Origin of the sequence: Mariniflexile sp. AS56 (assembly GCF_030552475.1) — a bacterium.
Classification (GTDB): domain Bacteria; phylum Bacteroidota; class Bacteroidia; order Flavobacteriales; family Flavobacteriaceae; genus Mariniflexile.
Genome location: NZ_JAUPED010000001.1, coordinates 599,626 through 625,144 on the forward strand (window position 1 = coordinate 599,626; position 25,519 = coordinate 625,144).

The 25,519-nt window shown below is 34.8% G+C and carries 21 protein-coding genes; 14 read left to right on the forward strand and 7 right to left on the reverse strand.

The genetic code is table 11. The features are described from left to right. Positions 1 to 3 precede the first annotated feature (3 nt). Positions 4 to 855 (reverse strand): pantoate--beta-alanine ligase, encoded by an 852-nt coding sequence (gene panC / locus Q5N74_RS02640; RefSeq protein WP_304387139.1) that lies wholly within the window; start codon positions 853 to 855, stop codon positions 4 to 6. Between the two features lie 195 nt (positions 856 to 1,050). On the opposite strand from panC, the gene Q5N74_RS02645 reads away from it, so the two are divergent. From Q5N74_RS02645 to Q5N74_RS02675, 7 genes are all read left to right on the forward strand, one after another. Beyond that, the gene (locus Q5N74_RS02645) at positions 1,051 to 1,860 is read left to right on the forward strand and encodes a glycogen/starch synthase (RefSeq protein WP_304387140.1); all 810 of its coding nucleotides are present in this window, start codon (positions 1,051 to 1,053) and stop codon (positions 1,858 to 1,860) included. Between the two features lie 24 nt (positions 1,861 to 1,884). Beyond that, positions 1,885 to 3,606 carry a DUF4270 domain-containing protein gene (locus tag Q5N74_RS02650; RefSeq protein ID WP_304387141.1) on the forward strand — a complete coding sequence of 574 codons (1,722 nt, stop codon included), beginning with the start codon at positions 1,885 to 1,887 and terminating at the stop codon, positions 3,604 to 3,606. 154 nt (positions 3,607 to 3,760) lie between these two features. Beyond that, complete coding sequence (gene glmS, locus Q5N74_RS02655; RefSeq protein ID WP_304387142.1) at positions 3,761 to 5,608, forward strand: glutamine--fructose-6-phosphate transaminase (isomerizing); 1,848 nt, start codon at positions 3,761 to 3,763, stop codon at positions 5,606 to 5,608. 221 nt (positions 5,609 to 5,829) lie between these two features. Continuing rightward, a complete protein-coding gene (locus tag Q5N74_RS02660) occupies positions 5,830 to 8,613 on the forward strand; it encodes a TonB-dependent receptor (protein ID WP_304387143.1) in 2,784 nt (927 codons plus the stop codon). 13 nt (positions 8,614 to 8,626) lie between these two features. Beyond that, positions 8,627 to 10,105 carry a G-D-S-L family lipolytic protein gene (locus Q5N74_RS02665; protein WP_304387144.1) on the forward strand — a complete coding sequence of 493 codons (1,479 nt, stop codon included), beginning with the start codon at positions 8,627 to 8,629 and terminating at the stop codon, positions 10,103 to 10,105. Between the two features lie 167 nt (positions 10,106 to 10,272). Then, positions 10,273 to 11,781, forward strand: coding sequence for a F0F1 ATP synthase subunit beta (atpD, locus tag Q5N74_RS02670; protein WP_304387145.1), 1,509 nt, complete (start codon positions 10,273 to 10,275; stop codon positions 11,779 to 11,781). 50 nt (positions 11,782 to 11,831) lie between these two features. Then, on the forward strand, positions 11,832 to 12,125 hold the full coding sequence (locus Q5N74_RS02675) for a F0F1 ATP synthase subunit epsilon (protein WP_304387146.1): 294 nt from the start codon (positions 11,832 to 11,834) through the stop codon (positions 12,123 to 12,125). A gap of 55 nt (positions 12,126 to 12,180) precedes the next feature. Here Q5N74_RS02675 and Q5N74_RS02680 read toward each other — a convergent pair whose 3' ends face one another. The 5 genes from Q5N74_RS02680 to Q5N74_RS02700 form a co-directional block, all read right to left on the reverse strand. Continuing rightward, on the reverse strand, positions 12,181 to 13,911 hold the full coding sequence (locus Q5N74_RS02680) for a sodium:solute symporter family protein (RefSeq protein WP_304387147.1): 1,731 nt from the start codon (positions 13,909 to 13,911) through the stop codon (positions 12,181 to 12,183). A 20-nt stretch (positions 13,912 to 13,931) separates the two neighbouring features. Beyond that, positions 13,932 to 14,372 (reverse strand): LexA family transcriptional regulator, encoded by a 441-nt coding sequence (locus Q5N74_RS02685; RefSeq protein WP_304387148.1) that lies wholly within the window; start codon positions 14,370 to 14,372, stop codon positions 13,932 to 13,934. A gap of 331 nt (positions 14,373 to 14,703) precedes the next feature. Then, the gene (locus tag Q5N74_RS02690; RefSeq protein WP_304387149.1) at positions 14,704 to 15,123 is read right to left on the reverse strand and encodes a DUF3157 family protein; all 420 of its coding nucleotides are present in this window, start codon (positions 15,121 to 15,123) and stop codon (positions 14,704 to 14,706) included. A gap of 47 nt (positions 15,124 to 15,170) precedes the next feature. Continuing rightward, entirely contained in the window at positions 15,171 to 15,377 is a 207-nt protein-coding gene (locus Q5N74_RS02695; RefSeq protein ID WP_304387150.1) for a helix-turn-helix transcriptional regulator, read from the reverse strand. Positions 15,378 to 15,380: 3 nt separating this feature from the next. Then, positions 15,381 to 15,947 (reverse strand): DUF2975 domain-containing protein, encoded by a 567-nt coding sequence (locus Q5N74_RS02700; protein WP_304387151.1) that lies wholly within the window; start codon positions 15,945 to 15,947, stop codon positions 15,381 to 15,383. 96 nt (positions 15,948 to 16,043) lie between these two features. On the opposite strand from Q5N74_RS02700, the gene Q5N74_RS02705 reads away from it, so the two are divergent. Beyond that, entirely contained in the window at positions 16,044 to 16,469 is a 426-nt protein-coding gene (locus Q5N74_RS02705) for a DUF2007 domain-containing protein (RefSeq protein WP_304387152.1), read from the forward strand. 31 nt (positions 16,470 to 16,500) lie between these two features. Here the strand turns inward: Q5N74_RS02705 and Q5N74_RS02710 are convergent, their stop codons facing one another. After that, complete coding sequence (locus tag Q5N74_RS02710; RefSeq protein WP_304387153.1) at positions 16,501 to 18,003, reverse strand: PLP-dependent aminotransferase family protein; 1,503 nt, start codon at positions 18,001 to 18,003, stop codon at positions 16,501 to 16,503. A gap of 78 nt (positions 18,004 to 18,081) precedes the next feature. On the opposite strand from Q5N74_RS02710, the gene Q5N74_RS02715 reads away from it, so the two are divergent. The 6 genes from Q5N74_RS02715 (at position 18,082) to Q5N74_RS02740 (ending at position 25,339) form a co-directional block, all read left to right on the forward strand. Next, the gene (locus tag Q5N74_RS02715) at positions 18,082 to 19,914 is read left to right on the forward strand and encodes a TonB-dependent siderophore receptor (RefSeq protein ID WP_304387154.1); all 1,833 of its coding nucleotides are present in this window, start codon (positions 18,082 to 18,084) and stop codon (positions 19,912 to 19,914) included. 119 nt (positions 19,915 to 20,033) lie between these two features. After that, positions 20,034 to 20,606: a hypothetical protein gene (locus Q5N74_RS02720; protein ID WP_304387155.1), complete on the forward strand. Its 573-nt coding sequence runs from the start codon at positions 20,034 to 20,036 to the stop codon at positions 20,604 to 20,606. Between the two features lie 3 nt (positions 20,607 to 20,609). Then, positions 20,610 to 22,256, forward strand: a complete 1,647-nt coding sequence (locus tag Q5N74_RS02725) for a flotillin family protein (protein ID WP_304387156.1) — start codon at positions 20,610 to 20,612, stop codon at positions 22,254 to 22,256. Positions 22,257 to 22,603: 347 nt separating this feature from the next. Then, the gene (locus Q5N74_RS02730; protein ID WP_304387157.1) at positions 22,604 to 23,464 is read left to right on the forward strand and encodes a cupin-like domain-containing protein; all 861 of its coding nucleotides are present in this window, start codon (positions 22,604 to 22,606) and stop codon (positions 23,462 to 23,464) included. A gap of 63 nt (positions 23,465 to 23,527) precedes the next feature. Then, positions 23,528 to 24,019 carry a DUF6646 family protein gene (locus Q5N74_RS02735; protein WP_304387158.1) on the forward strand — a complete coding sequence of 164 codons (492 nt, stop codon included), beginning with the start codon at positions 23,528 to 23,530 and terminating at the stop codon, positions 24,017 to 24,019. 1,017 nt (positions 24,020 to 25,036) lie between these two features. Beyond that, on the forward strand, positions 25,037 to 25,339 hold the full coding sequence (locus Q5N74_RS02740; protein ID WP_304387174.1) for a GIY-YIG nuclease family protein: 303 nt from the start codon (positions 25,037 to 25,039) through the stop codon (positions 25,337 to 25,339). The last annotated feature ends 180 nt before the right edge of the window (positions 25,340 to 25,519 follow it).

Below are 25,519 nucleotides of genomic sequence, written 5' to 3' on the forward strand. Positions count from 1 at the left end.
TAATTAATTTAATGCGATATTATCAATGAGTCTAATATCGTCTGCATATACGGCTATAAAGGCGCGATATGTATTTTGGTTTGATTTACGTTTTACGGTTTTCAATGTGGCTACATCGGCAATAATAAAATATTCTAGCTTCAGCAATTCATGGCTTTCAAACTGTTTTTCAACCCATTGCATGACTTCATCTGCACTTTCTGTGCCAAAACGTTTTTTGGCAGTTTCTAATATTTCATAAATATAAGGTGCTGCCTCCTTAAAGTCGGGTTTTAGTCTTGTATTACGCGAACTCATCGCCAAACCAGATGGTTCTCTATAAATAGGGCATGGCACAATAGTGACAGGCATGTGATGTTTTTCAACCAATTTTTTTATAATTGCTAATTGCTGAAAATCCTTTTCACCAAAATAGGCCTTATTGGGTTTAATAATTTCGAATAAGCGCTTCACAATAGTACCAACACCATCAAAATGACCGACTCTAAATTTGCCTTCCATTTCAAACTCTAAACCATCAAAATCAAAGGTTTCAGAAACAGCATCTCCATCGTAAACATCATCCACCGCAGGTGCATATACCACAATAGCATCTTCACTTACAGAACTTAATAATTCTATATCGCTTTCTAAAGTTCTAGGGTATTTAACTAAATCTTCCTTATTGTCAAATTGTGTTGGGTTTACAAAAATACTAACAACCACTTTGTCGTTACTTTCTAGTGCTTTTTTAACCAAAGCTAAGTGCCCTTCATGCAAAGCGCCCATGGTGGGAACCAGTCCTAAGGTTTGCTTTTTAACTTTAAAAGCATCGATAGCATTTACAATTTGTTGTTTTTCTGTATAAACCTTCACGTTTTAATATAAAATTAACGGTTGCAAACTTAAGATTTTACAATCAATCTGCATAAATTTTTGTACTTTTGCGTGTTTTTTATTTCGATTTTTCGAAAGAAACACATTTATACAGTTGGTATTTTCAAATTTCTCATTATTGAAATCATTCATACTAAGCTATATAAGACCAATAAAAGTAATAAAAATATACACATGAAAGATAAGAGGATATTATATGTATCATCTGAAGTAGTGCCTTATTTACCAGAAACTGAAATTTCTTCTATGTCTTTTGAGGCGCCAAGATTGGTAAATCAACAAGGTGGTCAAATAAGAATTTTTATGCCTCGATACGGCAATATTAACGAAAGAAGACACCAACTACACGAAGTTATTAGGCTTTCTGGAATAAATTTAGTGATAAACGATTTAGATATGCCACTTATTATAAAAGTAGCATCGATTCCTAAAGAGCGTATCCAAGTTTATTTTATAGATAACGATGAATACTTTAAAAGAAAAGCGACGTTAACCGATGAAGATGGAAATTTATTTTCAGATAACGATGAACGCGCCATTTTCTTTGCAAAAGGTGTTATTGAAACTGTTAAGAAATTAAATTGGTCGCCAGATATTATTCACGTTCACGGTTGGTTAGCTTCATTGCTACCTCTTTACTTAAAAGAATACTACAAAGACGAGCCTTTATTCAACGAAAGTAAAATAGTAACTTCAGTATACAATCAAAGTTTTAACAATACGTTAAATAAAGATATGTTTAATAAAGTTAAATTTGACAATATTGATGAAGACGCTATTAAAATGCTAGAAGAACCATCTTATGTGAATTTAATGAAAGTGGCTATAGATTATTCGGATGCTTTAATAGTAGGATCTGAAGCTATACCTGAAGAATTAGAAACCTATTTAGAAGCGTCAAATAAACCCGTTTTAGAATACAAAAATAAAGATGAATTTGGTGAAGCTTACAAAACATTTTTTAACGAAACCGTTTTAAGCTAACCTATTACATTCATTTCAATCTATATGAAGAAGACCATTAAAGCCCTTAAATTTTCTCTAGTACTTTCTCTAATTGTTACATTTTTTTTAGCATGCGATAAAGATTTCTCTGTTATTGAAAGCAACGTACTTGGAGAAGACAATGTGAATTTCAATACAGATACCCTTAGTTTTCAAATAGCAGCTTATAATAAAAAACTGGAAGCTTTACAGATTAACGGATTATCTTCAAGCTTATTAGGTGTTTATAATGATCCTGCGTATGGACAAACCGTAGCTAGTATTGTAACTCAAGTAATACCAACTACTTACCCTACTACTTTTGGAACAAATGTGGTGATAGACTCTGTTGTTTTAACCATTCCTTATTTTAGTAGAGTTACAGGAACAGATGCCAATGGCAATCCAACCTATACTATTTTAGATTCTTTATACGGTAAAAAGCCAGATGCGGCAATTAAACCTTTTAAACTTACGGTTTACCAAAATAATTATTTCTTAAGAGATTTTGACCCAAGTGGTAGTTTAGGTGAAAGTCAAAAATTTTATTCTAAAGCAGATGGCAGTATAAACATGACTGATAATTTTGCTTTAAATGGTACATCTACTATCAATTTTGATGAGCATAAAGGAGCTGTTGTTTATTCTAGAGACACTATAACACCTAGTAGCAAAGCAATAAAAACAACTACAGATCAAGGCACAGAAACCGCTGTTACAACACGATCTATACCTGCACTAAGAGATAAATTAGATACTGCTTTTTGGAAAGCAGCTATTTTAGACCAAGAAGGTCTGTCCGTAATAAGTAATGCTAGTAATTTCAACAATTACTTTAGAGGTTTATACTTTAAAGCAGAGGCTGTTGATGGAGATGGCAACATGATTTTATTAAATATAGCCTCAACCAACGCTAATATTACCATTCATTATTCTAAAGATTCCACTGTAGAAAACGAAAGAACACAGGATTCTTACATTTTAAGATTCACCGGAAACAAATTAAACACCTTTATTAATAATTACAATACCGCATATAAAACAGCGATTGAAACGGTTAATACAACTGCAGGCGATGAAAAACTGTATTTAAAAGGTGCAGAAGGCTCTATGGCCGTTGTAGATTTATTTAGTGGAACTGTGGACCACGAGGGAGAAAACATAAGTGCACTTCAATACTTTTTAGACACATATAGAATACCACTTGGTAACGGAGTCTACAAAACAGATGTTTTCGGTAATTATATTTTAAAACGTTTAATAAATGATGCTCAACTTATTGTTTATGAAGACGAATCTATGCCAACCAATGGTGTTGATGAAAATGATAACGCCTATCATAAATTTGATAGAATTTACGCCTACGACTTAGAAAACAATAAGCAATTAATTGATTACGATTACGATCCTACTTTGAGCTCATCGGATCCTTATAACTCTGCCTTTTTTCACCTAGGACAGCGTAAAACTAATGATGGTGGTATTTCAAAATACAAAATTCATTTAACCGAGCATTTAAACAACATTTTACTTAGAGATTCAACGAATACTAAAATAGGTTTAGTTTTATCAACGAATGTTAATTTAGTTAATAGTGCCAAAATATTAAATGGTACAGGTGATGTGACATCAGTACCGTCACCATCTTTATTAACGCCAAGAGGCACTATTTTATATGGAACAAATACAACCGTTCCTAACAATAGAAAAATGAAATTAAAAATATTTTTCACAGAGCCTAAATAATTTAGGCTCTCGTTTTTTATCCTGAGGTCATTTCTTACTAAGTAATTGTGAACTTCATCGTATAAAACATCAACTTCATATAATATTTATCATTCATTAGTATTTAATTCACATATTTGCCGAGAATTAGAACCCCAACAAAAAACAATAAATTATGTGCGGAATTGTAGGATATATTGGAACCAGAGAAGCGTACCCAATTATAATAGAAGGACTTAAGCGTTTAGAATATAGAGGATACGATAGTGCTGGAATTGCACTTTTTGATGGTACAGACCTTAAGGTTTCTAAAACCAAAGGAAAAGTATCAGATTTAGAAGCACGTGCTGATAAAGAAATAACAAAACACGGTAATATTGGTATTGGTCATACAAGATGGGCCACTCATGGTGTTCCAAACGATGTAAACTCGCATCCACACCTTTCCAATTCTGGAGACTTAGTTATCATTCATAATGGTATTATTGAAAACTACGAGTCTTTAAAGCAAGAATTAATGACTAGAGGATTTACTTTTCAGTCAGATACAGATACCGAAGTTTTAATCAATTTAATTGAAGACGTAAAAATTAAAGAAAACGTAAAGCTAGGTAAAGCGGTACAAATAGCCTTAAACCAGGTAATTGGTGCTTACGCTATTGCTGTTTTCGATAAAACAAAACCAGAAGAAATTGTAATTGCACGTCTAGGTAGCCCATTAGCAGTAGGTGTTGGTGAAGACGAATTTTTCATTGCTAGTGATGCGTCTCCTTTTTTAGAGTACACAAAAAACGCCATCTATTTAGAAGACGAAGAAATGGCTATTATTAGATTTCATAAAGCTATAAAAGTTAGAAAAATTAAGGATGATACCATCGTTCCTGCCTATGTTCAAAAACTTCAAATGAATTTGGAGCAGATTGAAAAAGGTGGCTATGATCATTTTATGCTAAAGGAAATTCACGAACAACCAAAAGCAATTACAGATACTTATAGAGGTCGATTATTAAGAAACGAAGCTATTATCAAGATGGCTGGTGTTGAGGATAATATGAAAAGGTTCCTTAATGCCAATCGTATTATTATTGTGGCTTGTGGTACTTCATGGCATGCAGGCTTAGTAGCCGAGTATATTTTTGAAGATTTAGCAAGAATACCTGTTGAAGTTGAATACGCTTCAGAATTTAGATATAGAAACCCAGTCATTACTGAAAATGATATTGTTATCGCCATTTCACAATCAGGTGAAACTGCCGATACTTTGGCCGCTATAAAATTAGCAAAATCTAAAGGTGCTTTCGTTTTTGGTGTTTGTAATGTAGTAGGTTCGTCTATAGCTAGAGAAACAGATGCAGGTGCCTATACACATGCAGGTCCAGAAATTGGAGTTGCTTCAACAAAAGCATTTACAACACAAATCACCGTTTTAACTTTAATGGCGCTGCGTTTAGCGAGAGCTAAAGGAACTATTAATAGTACAGACTTCAGACAGCATTTATTGGAATTAGAATTAATTCCTCAAAAGGTTGAAGAAGCATTAAAATCGGACGCGCATATTAAAATGATTGCTGATATCTACAAAGATTCTCGCAACTGTTTATATTTAGGAAGAGGTTTTAATTTCCCAGTAGCTTTAGAAGGCGCTTTAAAATTAAAAGAGATCTCTTATATACATGCGGAAGGGTATCCCGCTGCCGAAATGAAACACGGTCCTATTGCTTTAATCGATGAAAACATGCCAATTATTGTAATAGCTACCAAAAAAGGGCATTACGAAAAGGTAGTAAGTAATATTCAAGAAATAAAATCGAGAAAAGGTAAAATTATAGGAATAGTTACCGCAGGAGATACTCAGGTTAGAGATTTAGCAGATCATGTTATTGAAGTTCCTGATACCTTAGAATCTTTATCACCGCTATTAACTACCATTCCACTTCAACTTCTATCATACCACATTGCGGTATTACTAGATAAGAATGTGGATCAACCACGTAACCTAGCAAAATCTGTTACTGTAGAATAATTAAAACTACTTCAAATAGTAGTCCAAATAAAAAACCTCATAATTAAATCTTAATTATGAGGTTTTCTTATTTTTAAGGCTTTTCATTACATTTAAATCAGTTTTTTGAGAGTTTTTTTGTTAAATTTTATTATGCGTGCATAATTTTTTGTACTTTTATTCCTAAGTGATATTTAATATTTTTATATTGCTAAGCTCAAACTTAAACTAATTAATACTAAATGAAAACAATTTTCCCACTATTGCTATTGTTTTTTTGCGGCATTGCTAATTCTCAAACCACGATTACCGGCTCTGTTGTAGATGATAATAGTCAACCGATTCCCGGTGCAAACATCATTGTAATTGGAACTTCTACAGGTACTGTTACAGATTTTGATGGTAATTTCGCCCTAACATTTACCCAAAACCCACCTTTTAGCGTTCAAGCTAGTAGTGTCGGTTTTGAAACCGTAACTGAACAGGTTACTTCAAAAAACCAAAAAATAAATTTCGTCCTTAAAGAAGGAACGTCTTTAGACGAGGTGGTTATATCTGCCTCACGAACACCCGAGCGTATTTTTGAATCGCCCGTAACGGTAGAACGATTTGGACTTAAAGAAATTAAAACAACCGCTTCAGCCGATTTCTATGACGGACTTGAAAATTTAAAAGGCGTTGATGTTAATACCAACAGTTTAACTTTCAAATCAGTAAACACCCGTGGTTTTGCCACATTTGCCAATAATAGGTTCATGCAGTTGGTTGATGGAATGGATAACTCCACCCCTGCCTTAAACTTCCCCATTGGAAATTTAGTTGGTATGACTGAGACTGATGTGTTAAGTGTTGAATTACTTCCAGGTGCATCTTCTGCATTATATGGTGCCAACGCATTTAATGGTATCCTATTTATGCGTAGTAAAAACCCATTTGATCATCAAGGTCTTAGCGCTTCTATTAAAAAAGGAATGACATCCCAAGAAGCTGCCGGAGATAATGAGTATACAGATATTAGTATTCGTGCCGCATATAAGTTTAGTAATAAATTTGCTGCCAAAATAAACTTTGGTTATTTAAAAGGTACAGATTGGGCTGCTAATAGTGAAGTTGATAAAACAAACCCAGGAGGAACACGTGCAAACATCGATTATGATGGTGTTAACGTTTATGGAGATGAAGTTTCCACAAACCTTAAAGCTGTGACTGAAAGTCCTGTATTCTTAGCTCAATTACCAAACCCTGCCTTAGTAGATTTAGTTCCACATGTCGTTGTTAGTAGAACAGGTTATAATGAAGGGGATTTAACCGATTATAATGCTGAAAGTATTAAATCGGATTGGGGACTTTACTACAGACCATTTGAAGATTCATTTGAAATATCATATGTTGGAAAAGTAGGAACAGGTTCTACCATATACCAAGGGACCAATCGATATAATATTGACGGTTTCTTTCAAGAACAACATAAATTAGAAATTAGAAACGACAACTTCTTTTTAAGAGGTTATGTTGTTGCCGATAAAGCTGGAGACTCTTATGATATGGTCTTTACTGGAATAAACATTAACAGAGCATGGAAAGATGATAATACATGGTTTGGCCAATATACTGGTGCCTACATAGGCGCAACGTTAGGTGGAGCAACAGATGCACAAGCCCACGCAGCAGCAAGAAACACTGCAGATACAGGGCGTTATTTACCAGGTTCACCTGAATACATTGCAGCCTTTACCAAAAGTATCAACGATCCAGATTTATCTACAGGATCTAAATTTCAAGATGCCTCAAAATATTACCACGCCGATGGTAATTATAACTTTAGCCACTTAACCGATGTCGCAGACATTCAAGTTGGAGGTTCTTATAGACGCTATAATTTAAACTCTTCAGGAACTATTTACACCGATCTTGATGGGCCCATCGACTATTCTGAATTTGGTATTTATACACAAATTCAAAAAAACTTTGAGTTAAATAATGACATGGAACTGAAATTAACAGGATCTGCTCGTTATGATAAATCTGAGTTCTTTGATGGTTTTATATCTCCAAGAATTTCTGCTGGCTTAACTATAAATAGAAACCATAATATAAGAACTTCTGTTCAAACAGGATTTAGAAACCCGACTACACAAGATTTATTTATTGGTTTAGATGCTGGTCGTGCTATTTTAGTTGGATCTTCACCTAGCAACTTGGACAGATGGACCCGAAATTACGAAGTAAGCGGTGGAGGTCAATTGTTAGGCCAACCATCAACAATAACACAAACAGGAGCTGTTGCCTACAACAACTCTTACACAGTGAGTTCTGCGCTAGCTTTAGCTGCTACAGGAAATCCTGCCGTTTTAGAAATTGCTAACCCCGATTTAGTTAAACCAGAACAAGTAACTTCAGCCGAAGTTGGTTATAGAGGAAAATTAAATAAACTTATTGTAGACTTTAGTGCCTATTACAATAGCTACAAAGACTTTATTTCCCAAGAAGTTGTAGTGGCTCCTTTTTATGGAACTGTTGGAGACGGATCATTATCTGTTGCTGCATTAGCAAATGGAGATAGTCAGGTTTATAGTACCTACACCAACTCTGAAGCCAACGTAAACTCATATGGTGCTTCCATTGGCCTATCAACTAAACTATTTGGTAATTTTGATTTAAGCGGAAGTTACACCTACGCGAAACTAGATTTCGATAGAGAAGCTTACCCTGATTTCACAACAAACTTTAACACACCAGAGCATAAATTTAAGGCCTCTTTTGGTAATACGAACCTTTTCAAAAACTTTGGTTTCAATATTGCTTATAGATTTAGTGATGATTACTTCTGGGAAGCAACTTTTGGTAATGGACTCGTTCCAGAATATCATGTAGTTGATGCACAAATAAACCTTAAAGTACCAAGTTTTAAATCCACTTTTAAAGTTGGCGCCACCAATCTTGTAGGTGATGAATACTTTACAGCATATGGAACTGGAAATATAGGATCAATGTACTATGTATCTTGGACTATTAATAACTTATAAAATGACATTTAACATGAAAAATATAAAATACATAGCTCTATTTTTTGGGTTAACAGCCGTTATAGGATGTAATGAACCTGAAGATGTTCTTAAAGGAACTAACATAGAACCTATAATAGATATGACACCAGAACTCACTTCTGGTTCAGCAGATTTCTCAAAATATGTAGCCATTGGCGCTTCGTTTACTGCAGGTTTTGCTGATGGCGCTTTATTTAAAGCCACTCAAATTAATTCGTTTCCAAATATTTTATCACAGAAATTTGAAATGTTAGGTGGAGGTACTTTTACACAACCTTTAATGAATGATAATACAGGTGGCCTTCTGTTTAATGGTTCACGCGCTCCAAACGGTGCTTTTGGCCCAAGGCTATATTTCAATGGTTCTGGACCAGCTGTATTGCCTGGTGATCCAACAACTGAAGCGACTACTGTTGTAAGTGGTCCTTTTAATAATGTTGGAGTACCTGGAGCTAAAAGTTTCCATTTAGGTATTAATGGATACGGTTCTTTAAATCCTTATTTTGGAAGAATGGCTTCAACGCCTACAACCTCCATGATAGCAGATGCTGTAAAGCAGAGCCCAACATTCTTTACCTTATCAGAAATTGGCGGTAATGATGTGCTTGCATACGCAACCTCTGGTGGTTCAGGAAAAGATCAAAAAGGAAATTTCGACCCATCTACATATGGCACGAATGATATTACAGACCCCAATGTGTTTGCTGCCTCTTTTTCAGCTTCTGTTGATGCTTTAGTTGCTAATGGCGCAAAAGGTGTTGTAACCAACGTTCCTTATATTGCAAGTTTACCACATTTCACAACTGTGCCTTATAACCCAATTCCTTTAAATGCCGGAACTGCTTCACAATTGAATGCTGGTTATGCACAATATAACGGCGGTATTCAATATGCCTTAAGCCAAGGAGACATTGATGCCACGGAAGCCGCAGCACGAACTATTAATTTCAAAGCTTCGGCAACAAACACCATGGTATTGGTTGATGAAGACTTAACAGATTTATCAAAATACAGTCTTCCTAATTACAGACAATCAACAGTTAATGATTTATTTGTATTACCCCTATCTTCATTTATCCCACAAGGATATGGAACTCAAATTCCATTAGACGATAAATGGGCATTAACCCCACAAGAGCAGCTTGCTATTAAAAATGCAACAGACGCTTATAATGTGACTATAGCAGCCGTTGCTTCTGCAAAAGGACTTGCTTTAGTCGATTTTAAAGGCATTTTAACACAAGCTTCCACTACAGGAATTCCTTCTGGAAATTTCACTTTAACAGCCGCTTTAGTTACAGGAGGTTTAGTAAGTTTAGATGGTGTACACCTTACTTCAAGAGGATATGCGGTTTTAGCGAACAAAATGATGCAAGCTATAGATGCCACTTATGGTACTAATTTTGAGGCCTCAGGTAATTTTGTAAGCGCTGGAAACTACCCTACTAATTACCCTTCAACGTTAAAATAAACCTAGTATAAATTAATAATATAAAACACCTTCAGACAGGAGGTGTTTTTTTATTGTAAAAAAGCTTTATAAACAACTTTCATTTTAAATTAAAAAAATTATCTTTGCACGCGGAAACTAAAAGTGTTTTCATTCAATTAAAACGCATAATATTAAACATATAAGTAATGTCTAAAGTTACAGGTAAGGTTGCACAAATAGTAGGTCCAGTTATCGATGTTGAATTCGGAGCTGGTTCTGAACTTCCAAAAATTTATGATTCATTAGAAATTAAAAGACCTGACGGCTCTTTATTAGTACTAGAAGTACAATCTCACATTGGTGAAGATACGGTACGTACTATTGCTATGGATTCATCAGATGGTTTAAGTAGAGGTACTGAGGTTTTTGCAACTGGCGCACCTATACAAATGCCTGTAGGCGATGCTGTTTATGGTCGTTTGTTTAATGTAATTGGAGATGCTATTGATGGTCTTGGAGATTTACCTAAAGCAGGAGATGCTGGGTTACCAATTCACCGTCAAGCTCCTAAGTTTGAAGATTTATCAACTTCTACCGAAGTTTTATTTACAGGTATTAAAGTAATTGACTTAATTGAGCCTTACGCAAAAGGAGGTAAAATTGGTTTATTTGGTGGTGCTGGTGTTGGTAAAACAGTATTAATTCAAGAATTAATTAACAATATAGCAAAAGGTCACGGTGGTTTATCTGTATTTGCTGGTGTAGGTGAGAGAACACGTGAAGGAAATGACCTTTTAAGAGAGATGTTAGAGTCTGGAATTATCCGTTATGGTGATGATTTCATGCATTCTATGGAAAATGGCGGATGGGATTTATCTAAAGTTGATAAATCTAAAATGAAAGAATCTAAAGCAACTTTCGTATTCGGACAAATGAATGAGCCACCTGGAGCACGTGCACGTGTTGCCTTATCTGGTTTAACAATTGCTGAATATTTCCGTGATGGTGCTGGTGAAGGACAAGGAAAAGATGTATTATTCTTCGTAGATAATATCTTCCGTTTTACACAAGCTGGTTCAGAGGTATCTGCACTTTTAGGCCGTATGCCTTCTGCAGTAGGTTACCAACCAACTTTAGCAACCGAAATGGGAGCTATGCAAGAACGTATTACATCAACTAAAAGAGGTTCTATTACATCTGTACAAGCGGTTTACGTACCTGCAGATGATTTAACGGATCCTGCTCCTGCAACAACGTTTGCGCATTTAGATGCTACAACCGTATTATCAAGAAAAATTGCTGAGCTAGGTATCTATCCTGCGGTAGACCCGTTAGATTCTACTTCAAGAATTTTAACTGCTGATATTTTAGGTAATGAGCATTATGCTTGTGCACAACGTGTAAAGGAGTTATTACAACGTTACAAAGAGTTACAAGATATTATTGCTATCCTTGGTATGGAAGAATTATCTGAAGAAGATAAAATGGCTGTTGGTAGAGCAAGACGTGTACAACGTTTCTTATCACAACCTTTCCACGTAGCAGAACAATTTACAGGTCTTAAAGGTGTTTTAGTAGATATTAAAGAAACTATTAAAGGATTTAACATGATTATGGATGGTGAGTTAGATCACTTACCAGAAGCTGCTTTTAACCTTAAAGGGACTATTGAAGAAGCTATCGAATCTGGAGAGAAAATGTTAGCAGAAGTATAATTCAATTGATAACCATCAATTGAGAATTATCAATTATCAATTACAAAACTATGTATTTAGAAATTGTATCACCAGAAGCCACTTTATTTAGTTCAGAAATTGATTCTGTAGTGCTTCCTGGTATAAATGGTGAATTTCAAATTTTAAAAGACCACGCATCTATTGTGTCTATTTTAAAAGAAGGAATCATTAAAATTCATACACATACACAAAGCCATTTGGTTTTTGATTCGTTACACTCTGAAGTTGTTCCTCATAATGACGACGATAAAGTTTTAACTTTGAAAATCAACTCTGGAACTGTTGAAATGAAAGATAATAAAGTTATTGTTTTAGTAGACTAAACGGTATCACTTTATATAAAACAAAAAACGCGAAACTTTTAGTTTCGCGTTTTTTTTATACTATTTTGTTCCAGTTTCTAACCAGCATAAAGCAGCATACCACACTTAGTATGGTAAGACTTACAGCTACCATGGTTTTACCGTAAATAAAGTAACCTGTAGCAAATAGGAAGCTATACGTACCAATAACACCCAAGAAGAACGCCAATATTTTATAGCCAATATTTTTAAACTTACTCTCTTCTCCATACACCAACGCTTCGAATGTCTCCAAGGTTTCTGTATGAGATGGTTTGGTTAATAAGGTTACTACAACCCAACCTATAGTTGTTATAACAACCCCTAAAACTAGTTGCATATACCCAGCCATAACAAACCATGGGTCATCTAATTTCCCATTAATAAAAAACACAATGGCGATAATAAAAGAAATAACCATTGCAGCTATTTCACTAAACGGATTTATACGCTTCCAAAACCAACGTAAAATAAACAACAATCCGGTTCCTGCGCCTATTTGCAATAACAAATCAAACACATCTTTTGCAGATTTAATATAAAATGAAAATAAGGCAGCACAAACCATAAGTAAAACAGTCGAAATTCTACCAACCATGACTTTCTGATTCTCTGAGGCTGACTTGTTTATAAACCGACCGTATAAATCATTTACAATATATGAGCTTCCCCAATTTAATTGCGTAGATATAGTACTCATAAAAGCCGCTATCAACGAGGTTAACACAATACCTATTAATCCCGCAGGTAAATAAGTCATCATAGCAGCATAAGCCACATCATGCCCTTGCATATCGGCATTTAAATTAGGAAATGCTAAATTGATACTTTCTAATGTTGGAAAAACAACTAGTGATGCTAAACCAACTAAAATCCATGGCCACGGACGTAAAGCATAATGTGCAAAGTTGAAGAATAAAGTAGCCCAAGTGGCATTTTTTTCATCCTTTGCCGCCAACATACGTTGCGCTATATACCCGCCTCCACCAGGCTCTGCACCAGGATACCACGTACTCCACCATTGTACTGCAAACGGTATAATAAATAAGGTTATTAAAGCCTCTGTATTCGAAAAATCTGGAAGAATATTTAACTTACCACTTACATTTTCATGTGAAAGCAAACTACTCATCCCTCCAATTTCAGGGAGGTTAACGATATAAATAGTGGCCCAAACAGAACCAACCATAGCAATAATAAATTGAATAAAATCAGTTATTAAAACACCCTTTAAGCCACCTAAAGACGAATATATCACGACAATTATAGAGGCATACAATAAGGATTGTTCTTGAGGAATATCTAATAAAATATTAGCGATTTTAGCACCTGCCAAACAAACACCTGCCATGGTAATAACGTTGAAAATGACACCTAAATAGATAGCACGGAAGCCTCTCAAAAAACTAGCTGACTTGCCTGAATACCGTAACTCATAAAATTCCAAATCGGTAGAAATTCCAGATTTACGCCATAATTTGGCATAAAAAAACACCGTTAACATACCCGTAAGCAGCATAGCCCACCAAACCCAGTTACCAGATACACCGTTTTTTCTAACCAATTCGGTTACCAATCCGGGTGTATCGGCAGCAAAAGTGGTTGCGACCATAGATACTCCCAACAGCCACCAAGGCATGTTACGACCCGATAAGAAAAACTCGGTGGAATCTTTCCCTGCTTGTCGTGATACCCATACCCCAACAAACAGAGATACTAAAAAAAAAGCAATAATAATTGCAATGTCTAAAACAGAAAGGTTTACCATAAATATTTACGCTAGTAGGATTATACTTTTTTAATCACATTGGTAACGATACCCCAAATTATAAAATTGTTTTCACTTGTAATTTTTATAATAGGATAATTAGGGTTTTCTGGTTTTAACCAAACCTCATCTTTATCTACTTTTAATCGTTTTACGGTAAACTCACCATCTAAGAAACAAACGGCTATCTTGTTATTTTCGGGTTGCAAACTCCTATCAATAACTAACAAATCGTTATCATCTAGACCGGCACCAATCATCGATTGTCCACTTACACGCGCATAAAAGGTAGCATCTTTATTTCTTACAAGTTCGCGATCTAATGACAGACGTTCCTCTTTAACTTCTTCAGATGGCGCAGGAAATCCTGCCGAAATACCCGTTTCAAAAAACAAAGCTCCTAAACTATTAGATTCTTCTGGTGTGAAAATGGATAGACTGTTAGCTTGTTGTAAGATCATTTTATAGTGTGTTTCTTTTTGCGTTAGGGATTGTAGTGAAAATCCTTTTTAAAATTTAATAACAATAACGTATTGCAACTACTGAATCGCATATAAGCACATACTTTGTACACGCCATATCATTTTAAAAAGATTGAAACGTAAAGCCCGACCCTTGTGGTAACGCCCTAAATTTATTTATTCTGTTTTTAAATTTAGTTCTAATTTCTGAAACCTCTCTATTTCAAAAGAAAATATTTCATTTAATTAGTAATGTAGTACCGGTAACGCCCCACTTGAAAAGATTTACGAATATCAAACGGCTGCTAAACCCAAATAAAATTCAATTCCTTCAGAAAAACTTCCCACTTTCTATAATAGCGTGCCCGTTTCGTTTATAAGTTACTTTACTGCCATTGGCACAGAAATGGTACACGCCCTTTGCTTTTTGTTCGGTAACAGTGATTAAAGTAACGTCACCTACCTCACAATCATAATCTTTGGCTACTTTCTTTTTCACATCATTCATAGTCGCCCGACCCTTTTTTAATTGCGATTGAATTTTACTGTTCAACGATGGCTCAACAAAATTTTCGGCAAGATTGCATCTGTTATTAGAGGCTGCTTCTGGTTTTTCATCATCAACATACTCCCAAGTATAATCTGCTTTTAACCAAACACGTCTACCATCTTCAGTATTTACAATGTGGTTGTTTTGAGAAAAACCGATATAGGAGATAAAGAACAATAGAATAAACAGACACTTTTTCATAGCTTAATAATATTTGGTGAATAACAAAAATAGGGTTTCACATTAAATTAGTCTTCTACATATTCTAAAATATCAGCAGGTTGGCAGTTTAATGCTTTACAGATCGCTTCTAAGGTTGAAAAACGTACCGCTTTGGCCTTGCCTGATTTTAGTATGGACAAGTTTGCTTCCGTTATGCCAATAATTTCCGCCAACTCTTTACTTTTCATGTCGCGCTTGGCAAGCATCATGTCTAGATTTACGATAATGGACATGGTTTATACGGTTAAGTCATATTCTTCCTTTAGCAAAATTCCTTCCTTGAAGATTTCAGCCATTATAAAGGCACATAATACCAAAAAAATCGCAGTAAAAGGTATCGAAATTCCTTTAAACCCTGCATTTTCAAAACGAAAGGACGTGTAACTTGTTAAAATAGCATACCCCATTAGAAACTGCCCTATGCGTCTAAATGATTGAACATTATTTTCCCCAAATGTTTTAGTAACTTTTACAGATTGCATAATTTTTTGAAACTCCCAAATACACAGATATATTAAAATTAACACGCCAAGAAATTTTAAATAGGTAACATAAAGTGAAACTGTTTTCAATTTATCTAGTGTAAAAACCTCATTAAATTCAGCATTTTTATCAGATTTCCATTTCATAGAATACGAATATCCATCTCCAGTTTTTAAATTGAATTTTTTAGGATTATAAAAACTTCTATCTAATTGTAAATGAATGAATATTGCGGTAAAGCCTATAATTAGTAAAATAAAAATAGTTTTACAAACCCTACTTAAGGTTATTGCCACATTTAAAAGTGTGCTCTTGGTCATAACTTAATGCATTATTATTGTTTAACAATAACAAATATATAATAATTATCGATAAACAATAATTACTAATGAAATAATTATTTTACTTTTATAGTTATGAGCGATACTTTTAAAACCATAGCCAGATTTCAATATTCAAGTGAAGCACAAATTATAAAAGGTCGTTTGGAAGCTGATGGCATTCAAGTGCTTTTATATGATAATATCACCATAGATACCGACCCACTTATTAGCAATGCTATTGGTGGTGTAAAGCTAAAAGTGTTATCGCATCAAGCAGAGGAAGCAGAAGGTATTTTAAATTCGATAAATAAATTTTCTGTAGATAATGAAGGGGATGCCATAAAATGCCCTAATTGTAAAAGTGAAAAAACAAACCTTTATACTACCGTAAAAGATGGCAAAGCTTTTTTTGCTTTTATTTTTGCATTCATAGTTAATATTTTAACTACAGCTCTGCCCTTTTACACCAAGTATAAATATAAATGTGAAGCTTGTAAAACAGAATTCGATATAAAATAAAGTGTTCTAAAACCTATATTTCCATGCCTTTTTAGACAAAATCTAAAGACAAAACATCATAAGCATCTTTTAACTTTTTAATTACTACGTCTATCTCGTCTTCATTTAAATCGCCAAACCCAAAACGGATAGAGCAGGTGTTTTTATCTTGATAAAGAATGGTTTTTGGAAGAAATAAATCTAATTGGGCAGCGTAATACGCAAGCTTAATTAATGATATTTTTGGCTCAAAACAAAGCCATAACGCCAAACCACCTGAAGGTTTTTCCCAAAACACATCGCTCCCAAAATTTTCAACAAGGCACTGGCATAAAAAATCGCGTCGTTGCTTATAAATAATGATGTTTTTCTTAATTAACCTGTGAATTTCTCCTTCATAAATAAGTTCAGACAGCATTTGTTCTTGAATTAAATCACCTTGCTTATCTAAAATTCTTAAATAGTTTTTGGCTTCAGAAATTAAATTTTCGGGAGCGATTACAAACCCAGTTTGAAAACTTGGAAATAAAGACTGCCCCATTTTACCTAAATATATAATAACCCCATTGGCATCTGAACTCGCCATAGGTAACATGGCAGAACCATCAAACTGAAAATCGTAATCATAATCGTCTTCAATAATAGCAAACTGATAATCTTTAGCAAGTTGCATTAACTGCAAGCGTCGTTCGGCACTTAGCCCACTCGTGGTTGGGTAATGCCTGTGCGCACATACATAAACACAACGAATGGCATGCTTTATGAAATGTGTTCTAATATAATCAACATCAATACCATCGCTATCTATCGGAATGGTTTTTATTTTGGCACCAGATTGCTGAAAAATCATATTAGCAGCATAATTACTTAAATCGCCAACCAAAACAATATCATTAGGTTTTAATAAGACCTGAGAAACAATATACAAACTCATTTCTATGCTTCTTGTACTCATTAAATTATGTGGCATTATATGAAAACCGCGTGTAGCGTTTAAATAATTGCACAATTGAATCTCGAACGCAGAATGTGAAGATAGCGCCGTTTGATTCCATTTTGAAACTAACGATTTTCGCTTCATCGAGGCACTATACCATTTTGAAAACTGATGGATAGGATGCAGCCTTAAATCGGGTTGCCCGTCATTTATACTGTATTTTTTTTGATTTTGCTCCTGCGTAGATGCCAAATTAAATGAGGCTTGAAAGGGAAAACCTGTTGTTCTCGCATAGTCATGTACTTGATCAATACGCTGCGAAGTTGCTTTAATGGCCGCTGTTTTATTTTCTGGAACTAAAACACAAGTTCCTTTATTTGGTATAATCTCCACCCAACCTTGTGACGCTAATTCATCATAAATGGCCACAACCGTATTTCTATTAATTTTAAATAACTGACTAAAAGTACGCGTCCCAGGTAACCAAGTGCCTTCTACTAAGTAACCCCGTTGAATGGCATTAATAATTTGTTGCGCTGCTTGAATATAAACCGGCGTCGTGTTTAATTTTTCAAGTTGTATTAATTGCTTTAAAAGCTGGCTAACCGGACTATTCATTAATTTAAAACTGGACTACTTAACTAGTCCAGAAAGTTACGAATTTTGCACTTCAAAAAAAACAATCAATTACCTATTATGAAAAACAACTGTTTTTTAGCTTTAACCCTATTGGTTTCTGTTATCGTAAATGCTCAAAACAAGCAAACTAAACAACAAGACACCACGGCTCTTGGTGAAGTTATTATAAACTCTACCCGAATTAATTTACCTTTTAAAGAAAACTCTAGAACTATTTCTATCATTTCTTCAGAAGATATTAAAAATAGTGCTGCCAATACTATTGCCGATTTACTACAACAAGTAGCTGGTTTAGATATTAGACGTCGCGGTACTTCTGGTAGTCAAGCAGATTTATATATTCGCGGTGGAAGTTTCGACCAAACCTTATTGCTTATTGATGGTATAAAAATGGACGATGCACAAACGGGACATCATACCATGAATGCGGCCTTACCGCTTGAGGTTATTGAGCGTATTGAAATAATAAAAGGCCCTGCAGCCAGAGTATTTGGACAAAATGCATTTAATGGCGCCATCAATATTGTTACTAAAAAAGATTTAAATAATTCGGTTTCTCTTAATTTAGAAACAGGTTCATTTGGTCAATTAAATGCTGGTGTAACGGTTGGTACAAACCTAGAGAACTCATCACATATTGTACATATCGACAAAATGTCTTCAGCCGGTTACCGCCATAATACTGATTATGATAACAGCAATTATTTTATAAAAAGTATTTTCAACAAGAATAAAAAAGCAATTGAAATGATTGCAACATTCCAAGAACGAAAATTTGGTGCAAACGGGTTTTATGCTAGAGAAAGTGCTACAGAGCAATACGAAGAAACTCAAAATAGTTTAATTGGTTTTTCTACACAGTTTAAAACCGATAACCTAACTATTGCGCCACGTGTTTACTGGAAACGAAACCAAGACGAATATGTGTACATAAGAAACAATCCCACCGTTTATAGAAATTTACACATTACCAATAAAATTGGCGCAGAAGTGAATGCCAACTATACATCGGAAGCAGGAATAACCGGCTTTGGTATCGATATTTCTAAAGTCTATATAACCAGTAATAACTTGGGAGATCGTAATAGATTTATGACCACCTTGTTTTTAGAGCATGAATTTAAATTACTAGATAATAAATTAGATATTACCCCAGGCGTTGCGGTAACCTATTTCTCTGATTTCGATTTTTATGCTTTTCCAGGAATCGATTTAGGATACAGATTAACCGACCACTTAAAAGCCTATGGAAATATTGGTTGCACGTATAGAATTCCAACTTATACCGATTTATATTATAACGATTCTAGTACCGTAGGAAACCCAAATCTTGAAGTAGAAGAGGCTTTTGCTACAGAAATTGGAATTAAGTATTTCTCACCAAAATTTTCAGGGTCATTGGCTTTGTATAACAGAGATGCACAAAACTTGATTGATTTTATTCGTGAAGACACCACCGAAGCCATTTATACAGCCACGAATATCGCGAAAGTTAACACAAATGGCTTTGAAGTTGATGCAGCATACCATTTTAAACTAAGCGATTTTAACCAAACACTTGCGGTTGGATACAATTTTCTAGATGATGATATTTTAGACCAAAACAAAGACCTATCTCGTTACTCTCTAAATACCTTAAAACACCATTTTACGACACGGTTAAGTACACAATTATTTAAAAACATAAGTCAGAATATCATATACAAACACGCAGAACGTACTACTGGAGACAGTTATAATGTTTGGGATGCCTCTTTGGCTATTAACTTAAAACAGGTGGAATTTACCATAACAGCAAGCAATATTTTCAATGCAGATTATATTGAAGCTGGTTTTGTACCCATGCCTTCAAGCAATTTATTATTTGGTTTAAGGTATAATTTCATATAATTTATTTCTTTTCTGTAACAAAACACACAATCTAGACACCTATAAATAAAATCAGATTTTAGTATTGCGTAACTCTACTCAAAAGGGTTATCTTACAAAAAATTTTAACAGGTTTTATTATGGTCGATTGGTTTTCAAACTTAGAATTATTCCCAAAAATATATTGGGGTATTGCACTTTTAGGCTCTCTAATTTTCACCATCATGATGCTTTTAACCTTCATGGGTGGTGAAACAGACAGCCTAGATACCGATACCGAAATAGATTCAGACACCGGTATTGGTTTTCAGTTTATAACTGTTAAAAACCTTATCGGTTTTTTTACTTTGTTCGGGTGGAGCGGCATTGCATGTATCGATGCTGGTCTCTCAAAACCAGTCACCATCATCATTTCTTTAATTTGTGGCTTACTCATGATGAGTGTTATGGCTGCCATGTTTTACTTCATGCGCAAACTAAACGATAGTGGTACTTTAAATTTCAAAAATGCTATTGGAGCCGTGGGTGAAGTATACCTCACTATAGGTGCCAACCGTTCTTCTATGGGGAAAGTACATATTAAAATACAAGGTGCTTTACGCGAACTTGAAGCACTTACAGATGCCGATGTTAACTTAAAATCGAGCTCTGTGATTAAAGTAAAAAACGTTACAGAAAACGGAATATTAATTGTTGAACTACTAACCAAATAATCTATGCTTTTATTAATTACACAAGCCTTCGAGTTGGGCTTACCCCTTGCTGTCATATTCGCAGTACTATTTGTTTTTATCTTTTTCATTGTTTTAATTAAACGCTACAAACGCTGTCCTTCAGACAGAATATTAGTCGTTTACGGTAAAGTTGGCGGTGGTCAATCAGCAAAATGTATTCACGGTGGTGCCGCGTTTATTATCCCTGTTATCCAAGATTATCAGTTTTTAGATTTAACACCTATTTCCATTGAAGTAAACCTGGTGAATGCTTTAAGTAAGCAAAACATTCGTGTAAATGTACCGTCTCGTTTCACCATTGGTGTATCAACCGAGCCTGGTATTATGCAAAATGCAGCCGAAAGGTTATTAGGTTTAGGGCAAAACGATATTCAAGAATTGGCACAAGAAATCATTTTCGGTCAATTACGTTTGGTAGTTGCTTCTATGGATATTGAAGAAATTAATTCCGATAGAGATAAATTTTTAACCAATATTTCTGAAAGTGTCGAATCGGAGCTTAAGAAAGTAGGCTTAAAGCTTATCAACGTAAATATTACAGATATTGTTGATGAGTCTGGATACATTCAAGCTTTAGGAAAAGAAGCTGCAGCACATGCAATAAATGCCGCTAGAAAATCGGTAGCAGAAAAAACCAGAGATGGTTCTATTGGTGAAGCCAATGCGGTACAAGATGAACGTACTCAAGTAGCCGAACTTCATGCTAAAGCAAAAATTGGTGAAGCCAATGCGAGTCAAAATGAAAGAACACAAATTGCAGCAGCCAATGCCCTAGCCATGATTGGTGAAGCGAATGCAAGCCAAAATGAACGTGTACAAACCGCAAGCGCTGTTGCCAAAGCTAAAATTGGTGAAGCGGAGGCTTTAAAAGATGAAAGAATTAAAACATCTGAAGCCAATGCCCGTGCTATTGATGGAGAAAATATTGCAAAAATTTCGATTGCAGAATCGGATGCATTAAGAAGAGAAAAAGAAGCGGAAGCAGAAAAAAGAGCGATTACCTCTGAGAAAGTTCAGGCAGCTAAAGCCTTAGAAGAATCTTATGCCGCTGAAAAACTAGCAGAAATTGCCAGAGCAGAGCGTGTACGTTCTACACAATTAGCTGATATTGTTGTGCCTGCGGAAATTGACAAAAGAAAAGTTGAAATTGATGCTGAAGCCGAAGCAGAAAACATTAGAAGAATTGCAAAAGGACAAGCCGATGCGATTTTATTAAAAGCACAAGCGGAAGCGCAAGGTTTATATGAAGTATTAACCAAACAAGCAGCTGGTTTAGACCAAATTGTTAAAGCAGCTGGAAACAGTTCTAAAGACGCCGTGCTATTATTAATTGCTGATAAATTACCAGAACTTGTAAGAATACAAGCAGAAGCCATCAAAAACATTAAAATTGATAAAGTAACTGTTTGGGATAACGGCGGTGGCGGTAAAGACGGAAAATCGTCTACAGCCAACTTCCTTTCGGGCATGTACCAATCGGTGCCACCTTTACAAGAAATGTTCAATATGGCCGGAATGGATTTGCCAGAATATTTAAAAGGAAAAGACCGTGAAACGAAACCGGACAACACCCCAATACAGGATGTTAGCGATGACACAGAAAACGCTACTATAATACCAAATGAATAAGGTAACACCTATCATTTAACCCACAAAACCCTGTTAGTTGCTACACATCTAACAGGGTTTTTCATTTATAATTGGCTTTAAAATAACATGTATTTGCTTTATAGAACACCAGTCTGTTTTTATTATTTTAGAATTTTGAACAGTACGATTTCCATAGTACGCGTACCCAAAAATCCAACCAGGTCATTTTAAAAAGTCGCAAACTACTTAATTCTATATATTAAATTATTGAAATGGCGCATGTTATGCATTTCTAAAAAATAGTACGCCCCTTCTGGTAAAGCCCAAAATACTATTTCCTGTTTCATTACGTTTTCTTAACTTTGGCATATTAAATTAATAGAGCTTTGTCGTTGAACTTACAAGATATTCCTCGAGTAAAAACAATTACAAAAGAGGACTTTTTAGAGCAGTATTTTAAACCGCAAAAACCTGTGGTGATAGAGCGGTTTATAGACCACTGGCCTGCTTATACCAAATGGAATTTAGACTATATGAAAACCGTTGGCGGCGACCTAAGCATTCCCTTATACGACGATAGACCGGTAGATTATAAAGATGGTTTTAACCAACCACACGCCAAAATGAAATTGGCCGATTATATCGATTTACTTAAGCGCGAACCCACTAAATACCGCATTTTTTTGTGGAATGCCATAAAGGAAATCCCGGTGTTGCAAAACGATTTTTCGTTTCCCGATTTTGGTTTACGCCTCCTAAAAGGCATCCCTATGTTATTTTTTGGTGGTCGTGATGCTTATACTTTTATGCATTATGATATTGATATGGCAAATATTTTTCATTTCCATTTTGAAGGTGAAAAGCAAGTTATTTTATTCGACCAAAAACAGAATGGCTATTTATATAAAATACCACACGCCTTAATAACTCGAGAAGATATCGATTTTAATAACCCCGATTTTAAAAAGTGGCCCATGCTTAAAAAAGCAAATGGACACAAAACCACTTTAAAACACGGTGAAGTATTGTACATGCCCGAGGGTTATTGGCACTACATGCGTTACTTAACGCCTGGTTTTTCTATGAGTTTGCGCGCCATTGCACGTAACCCGAAAAACTTCAGTAAAGCGGTTTATAATCTGCTTGTTATGCGCAATTTTGATAATGCCATGCGCATTATCAAAGGTCAAAAATGGATTGATTGGAAAAACCAACAGGCTATTAAGAAAACCCACAAGAACTTATAAATAAAACCACTTTTTACAAGAACTTGTAATATATTTGCGGCATCAAAAATTTAAAAAAAAATCATGCAAAAAATAATTTTATTAGTAACCATACTTACCGTATCGCTTTGTAATTCACAAGCTTTTATGGGTGTTAACGACAACAAACTACAACTAGGAACGAATTTACAAAACAATGCCACCGGTTTTAACATCAGTTACGATTATGGTTTGGGTGAAAACATATCTGTTGGTATCTCATCATCTTACGCATTAAGTATAGACGAAGAACTTTCTAAAAGTTTTACAGATCGTTTTGATTTGAAAGCGCGTTTTAACGCCAATCTAGGAAACGTTATTAATGTAGATGATAATTTTGATGTGTACCCAGGTTTAAACTTAAGTCTTAAAAATTTTGGTGGGCATTTAGGTGTGCGCTACTTTTTTACTAACGGTTTTGGTGTTTACACCGAGTTTAATGTGCCTTTTGCAAAATATAATACAGAAATTTTAGAGCCTTCTGAAAAATTACATAACCAATTCACGGTTAATTTAGGTGCTTCTTTCAATTTGTAATTAAGAACCTTTTATAGTATTTATTAAGGGCGGAAAAACTAAGTTTTTCCGCCCTTTTTGTTTTTATTATTTTTTAAGTAATTCGGAATGACGAATATACTGAAGCAATTTGCCAATTTAAAACCTATATCTTCATCTATAACGTCATTGCGAGGCACGAAGCAATCTGTTTATTGAACGTTTAGGAATGTGTGCAACTTTAAATCATGAGATTACTTCGGTCATGCTTCCCTCGTAATGACGCAAAAATTAGAAACATTCTAACTTAAGCGTCATTGAGAACGCAGTGAAGTAATCTGCCAATTTAAAACCTTTATCTTCTTCTATAACGTCATTGCGAGGCACGAAGCAATCTGCTTATTGAATGTTTGGGAATGTCTACAACTTTAAATCATGAGATTACTTCGGTCATGCTTCCCTCGTAATGACGGAAAATTAGAAACATTCTAACTTAAACGTCATTGAGAACGCAGTGAAGTAATCTGCCAATTTAAAACCTAAATACCCAACTACAACGTCATTGCGAGGTACGAAGCAATCTGTTTATTGAACGCTTAGGAATGTCTACAACTTAAAATCATGAGATTACTTCGGTCATGCTTCCCTCGTAATGATGGGGAAAATAGAAATATTCTAACTTAAACGTCAATACGAATGCTGTGAAGCAATCTGCCAATTTAAAACCTATATCTTCATCCATAACGTCATTGCGAGGCACGAAGCAATCTGCTTATTGAATGTTTGGGAATGTCTACAACTTTAAATCATGAGATTACTTCGGTCATGCTTCCCTCGTAATGACGGAAAAATTAGAAACATTCTAACTTAAGCGTCATTGCGAACGCAGTGAAGTAATCTACCAATTTGAAACCTAAATCTTCATCCATAACGTCATTGCGAGGCACGAAGCAATCTGCTTATTGAATGTTTAGGAATGTGTGCAACTTTAAATCATGAGATTACTTCGGTCATGCTTCCCACGTAATGACGAAAATTAATTATATTTATTATTTTTCTATGGAAAAATCTTATTTATACTTTATGACTAATAAGAATAACACGGTTTTATATATTGGTGTGACAACTAACTTAATAAAACGTGTATATGAGCATAAAACAAAGAAATATAAATCAGCATTCACATCAAAATACAACTGTGATAAATTAGTCTATTTTGAAGAATTTACAGACATTAATCAAGCAATTACCAGGGAAAAACAACTAAAAGCAGGCAGCCGAAATAGAAAGGAAGTCTTAATAAATAGAGACAACCCTTCATGGAGTGATTTATCTGATGGTTGGCTTTTTTATTTTGGGTGAACTTAACGTCATTGCGAACGCTTTAAACTAATCTGCCAGACATGACATTAACGTCATTGCGAGGCACGAAGCAATCTACCTATTGAATGTTTGGGAATGTGTGCAACTTTAAATCATGAGATTACTTCGGTCATGCTTCCCTCGTAATGATGGGGAAAATAGAAATATTCTAACTTAAAC

Excerpts from the sequence above, each read along its gene's own strand:
- Q5N74_RS02735 (WP_304387158.1), top strand. The coding sequence starts at position 23,528 with ATGCAAAAAATAATTTTATTAGTAACCATACTTACCGTATCGCTTTGT.
- atpD (WP_304387145.1), top strand. The coding sequence starts at position 10,273 with ATGTCTAAAGTTACAGGTAAGGTTGCACAAATAGTAGGTCCAGTTATC.
- Q5N74_RS02700 (WP_304387151.1), bottom strand. The coding sequence starts at position 15,947 with ATGACCAAGAGCACACTTTTAAATGTGGCAATAACCTTAAGTAGGGTT.
- glmS (WP_304387142.1), top strand. The coding sequence starts at position 3,761 with ATGTGCGGAATTGTAGGATATATTGGAACCAGAGAAGCGTACCCAATT.
- Q5N74_RS02720 (WP_304387155.1), top strand. The coding sequence starts at position 20,034 with ATGGTCGATTGGTTTTCAAACTTAGAATTATTCCCAAAAATATATTGG.
- Q5N74_RS02705 (WP_304387152.1), top strand. The coding sequence starts at position 16,044 with ATGAGCGATACTTTTAAAACCATAGCCAGATTTCAATATTCAAGTGAA.
- Q5N74_RS02690 (WP_304387149.1), bottom strand. The coding sequence starts at position 15,123 with ATGAAAAAGTGTCTGTTTATTCTATTGTTCTTTATCTCCTATATCGGT.
- Q5N74_RS02660 (WP_304387143.1), top strand. The coding sequence starts at position 5,830 with ATGAAAACAATTTTCCCACTATTGCTATTGTTTTTTTGCGGCATTGCT.
- Q5N74_RS02685 (WP_304387148.1), bottom strand. The coding sequence starts at position 14,372 with ATGATCTTACAACAAGCTAACAGTCTATCCATTTTCACACCAGAAGAA.
- Q5N74_RS02695 (WP_304387150.1), bottom strand. The coding sequence starts at position 15,377 with ATGTCCATTATCGTAAATCTAGACATGATGCTTGCCAAGCGCGACATG.
- Q5N74_RS02680 (WP_304387147.1), bottom strand. The coding sequence starts at position 13,911 with ATGGTAAACCTTTCTGTTTTAGACATTGCAATTATTATTGCTTTTTTT.
- Q5N74_RS02725 (WP_304387156.1), top strand. The coding sequence starts at position 20,610 with ATGCTTTTATTAATTACACAAGCCTTCGAGTTGGGCTTACCCCTTGCT.
- Q5N74_RS02715 (WP_304387154.1), top strand. The coding sequence starts at position 18,082 with ATGAAAAACAACTGTTTTTTAGCTTTAACCCTATTGGTTTCTGTTATC.
- Q5N74_RS02665 (WP_304387144.1), top strand. The coding sequence starts at position 8,627 with ATGAAAAATATAAAATACATAGCTCTATTTTTTGGGTTAACAGCCGTT.
- Q5N74_RS02645 (WP_304387140.1), top strand. The coding sequence starts at position 1,051 with ATGAAAGATAAGAGGATATTATATGTATCATCTGAAGTAGTGCCTTAT.
- Q5N74_RS02710 (WP_304387153.1), bottom strand. The coding sequence starts at position 18,003 with ATGAATAGTCCGGTTAGCCAGCTTTTAAAGCAATTAATACAACTTGAA.
- Q5N74_RS02740 (WP_304387174.1), top strand. The coding sequence starts at position 25,037 with ATGGAAAAATCTTATTTATACTTTATGACTAATAAGAATAACACGGTT.
- Q5N74_RS02675 (WP_304387146.1), top strand. The coding sequence starts at position 11,832 with ATGTATTTAGAAATTGTATCACCAGAAGCCACTTTATTTAGTTCAGAA.
- Q5N74_RS02650 (WP_304387141.1), top strand. The coding sequence starts at position 1,885 with ATGAAGAAGACCATTAAAGCCCTTAAATTTTCTCTAGTACTTTCTCTA.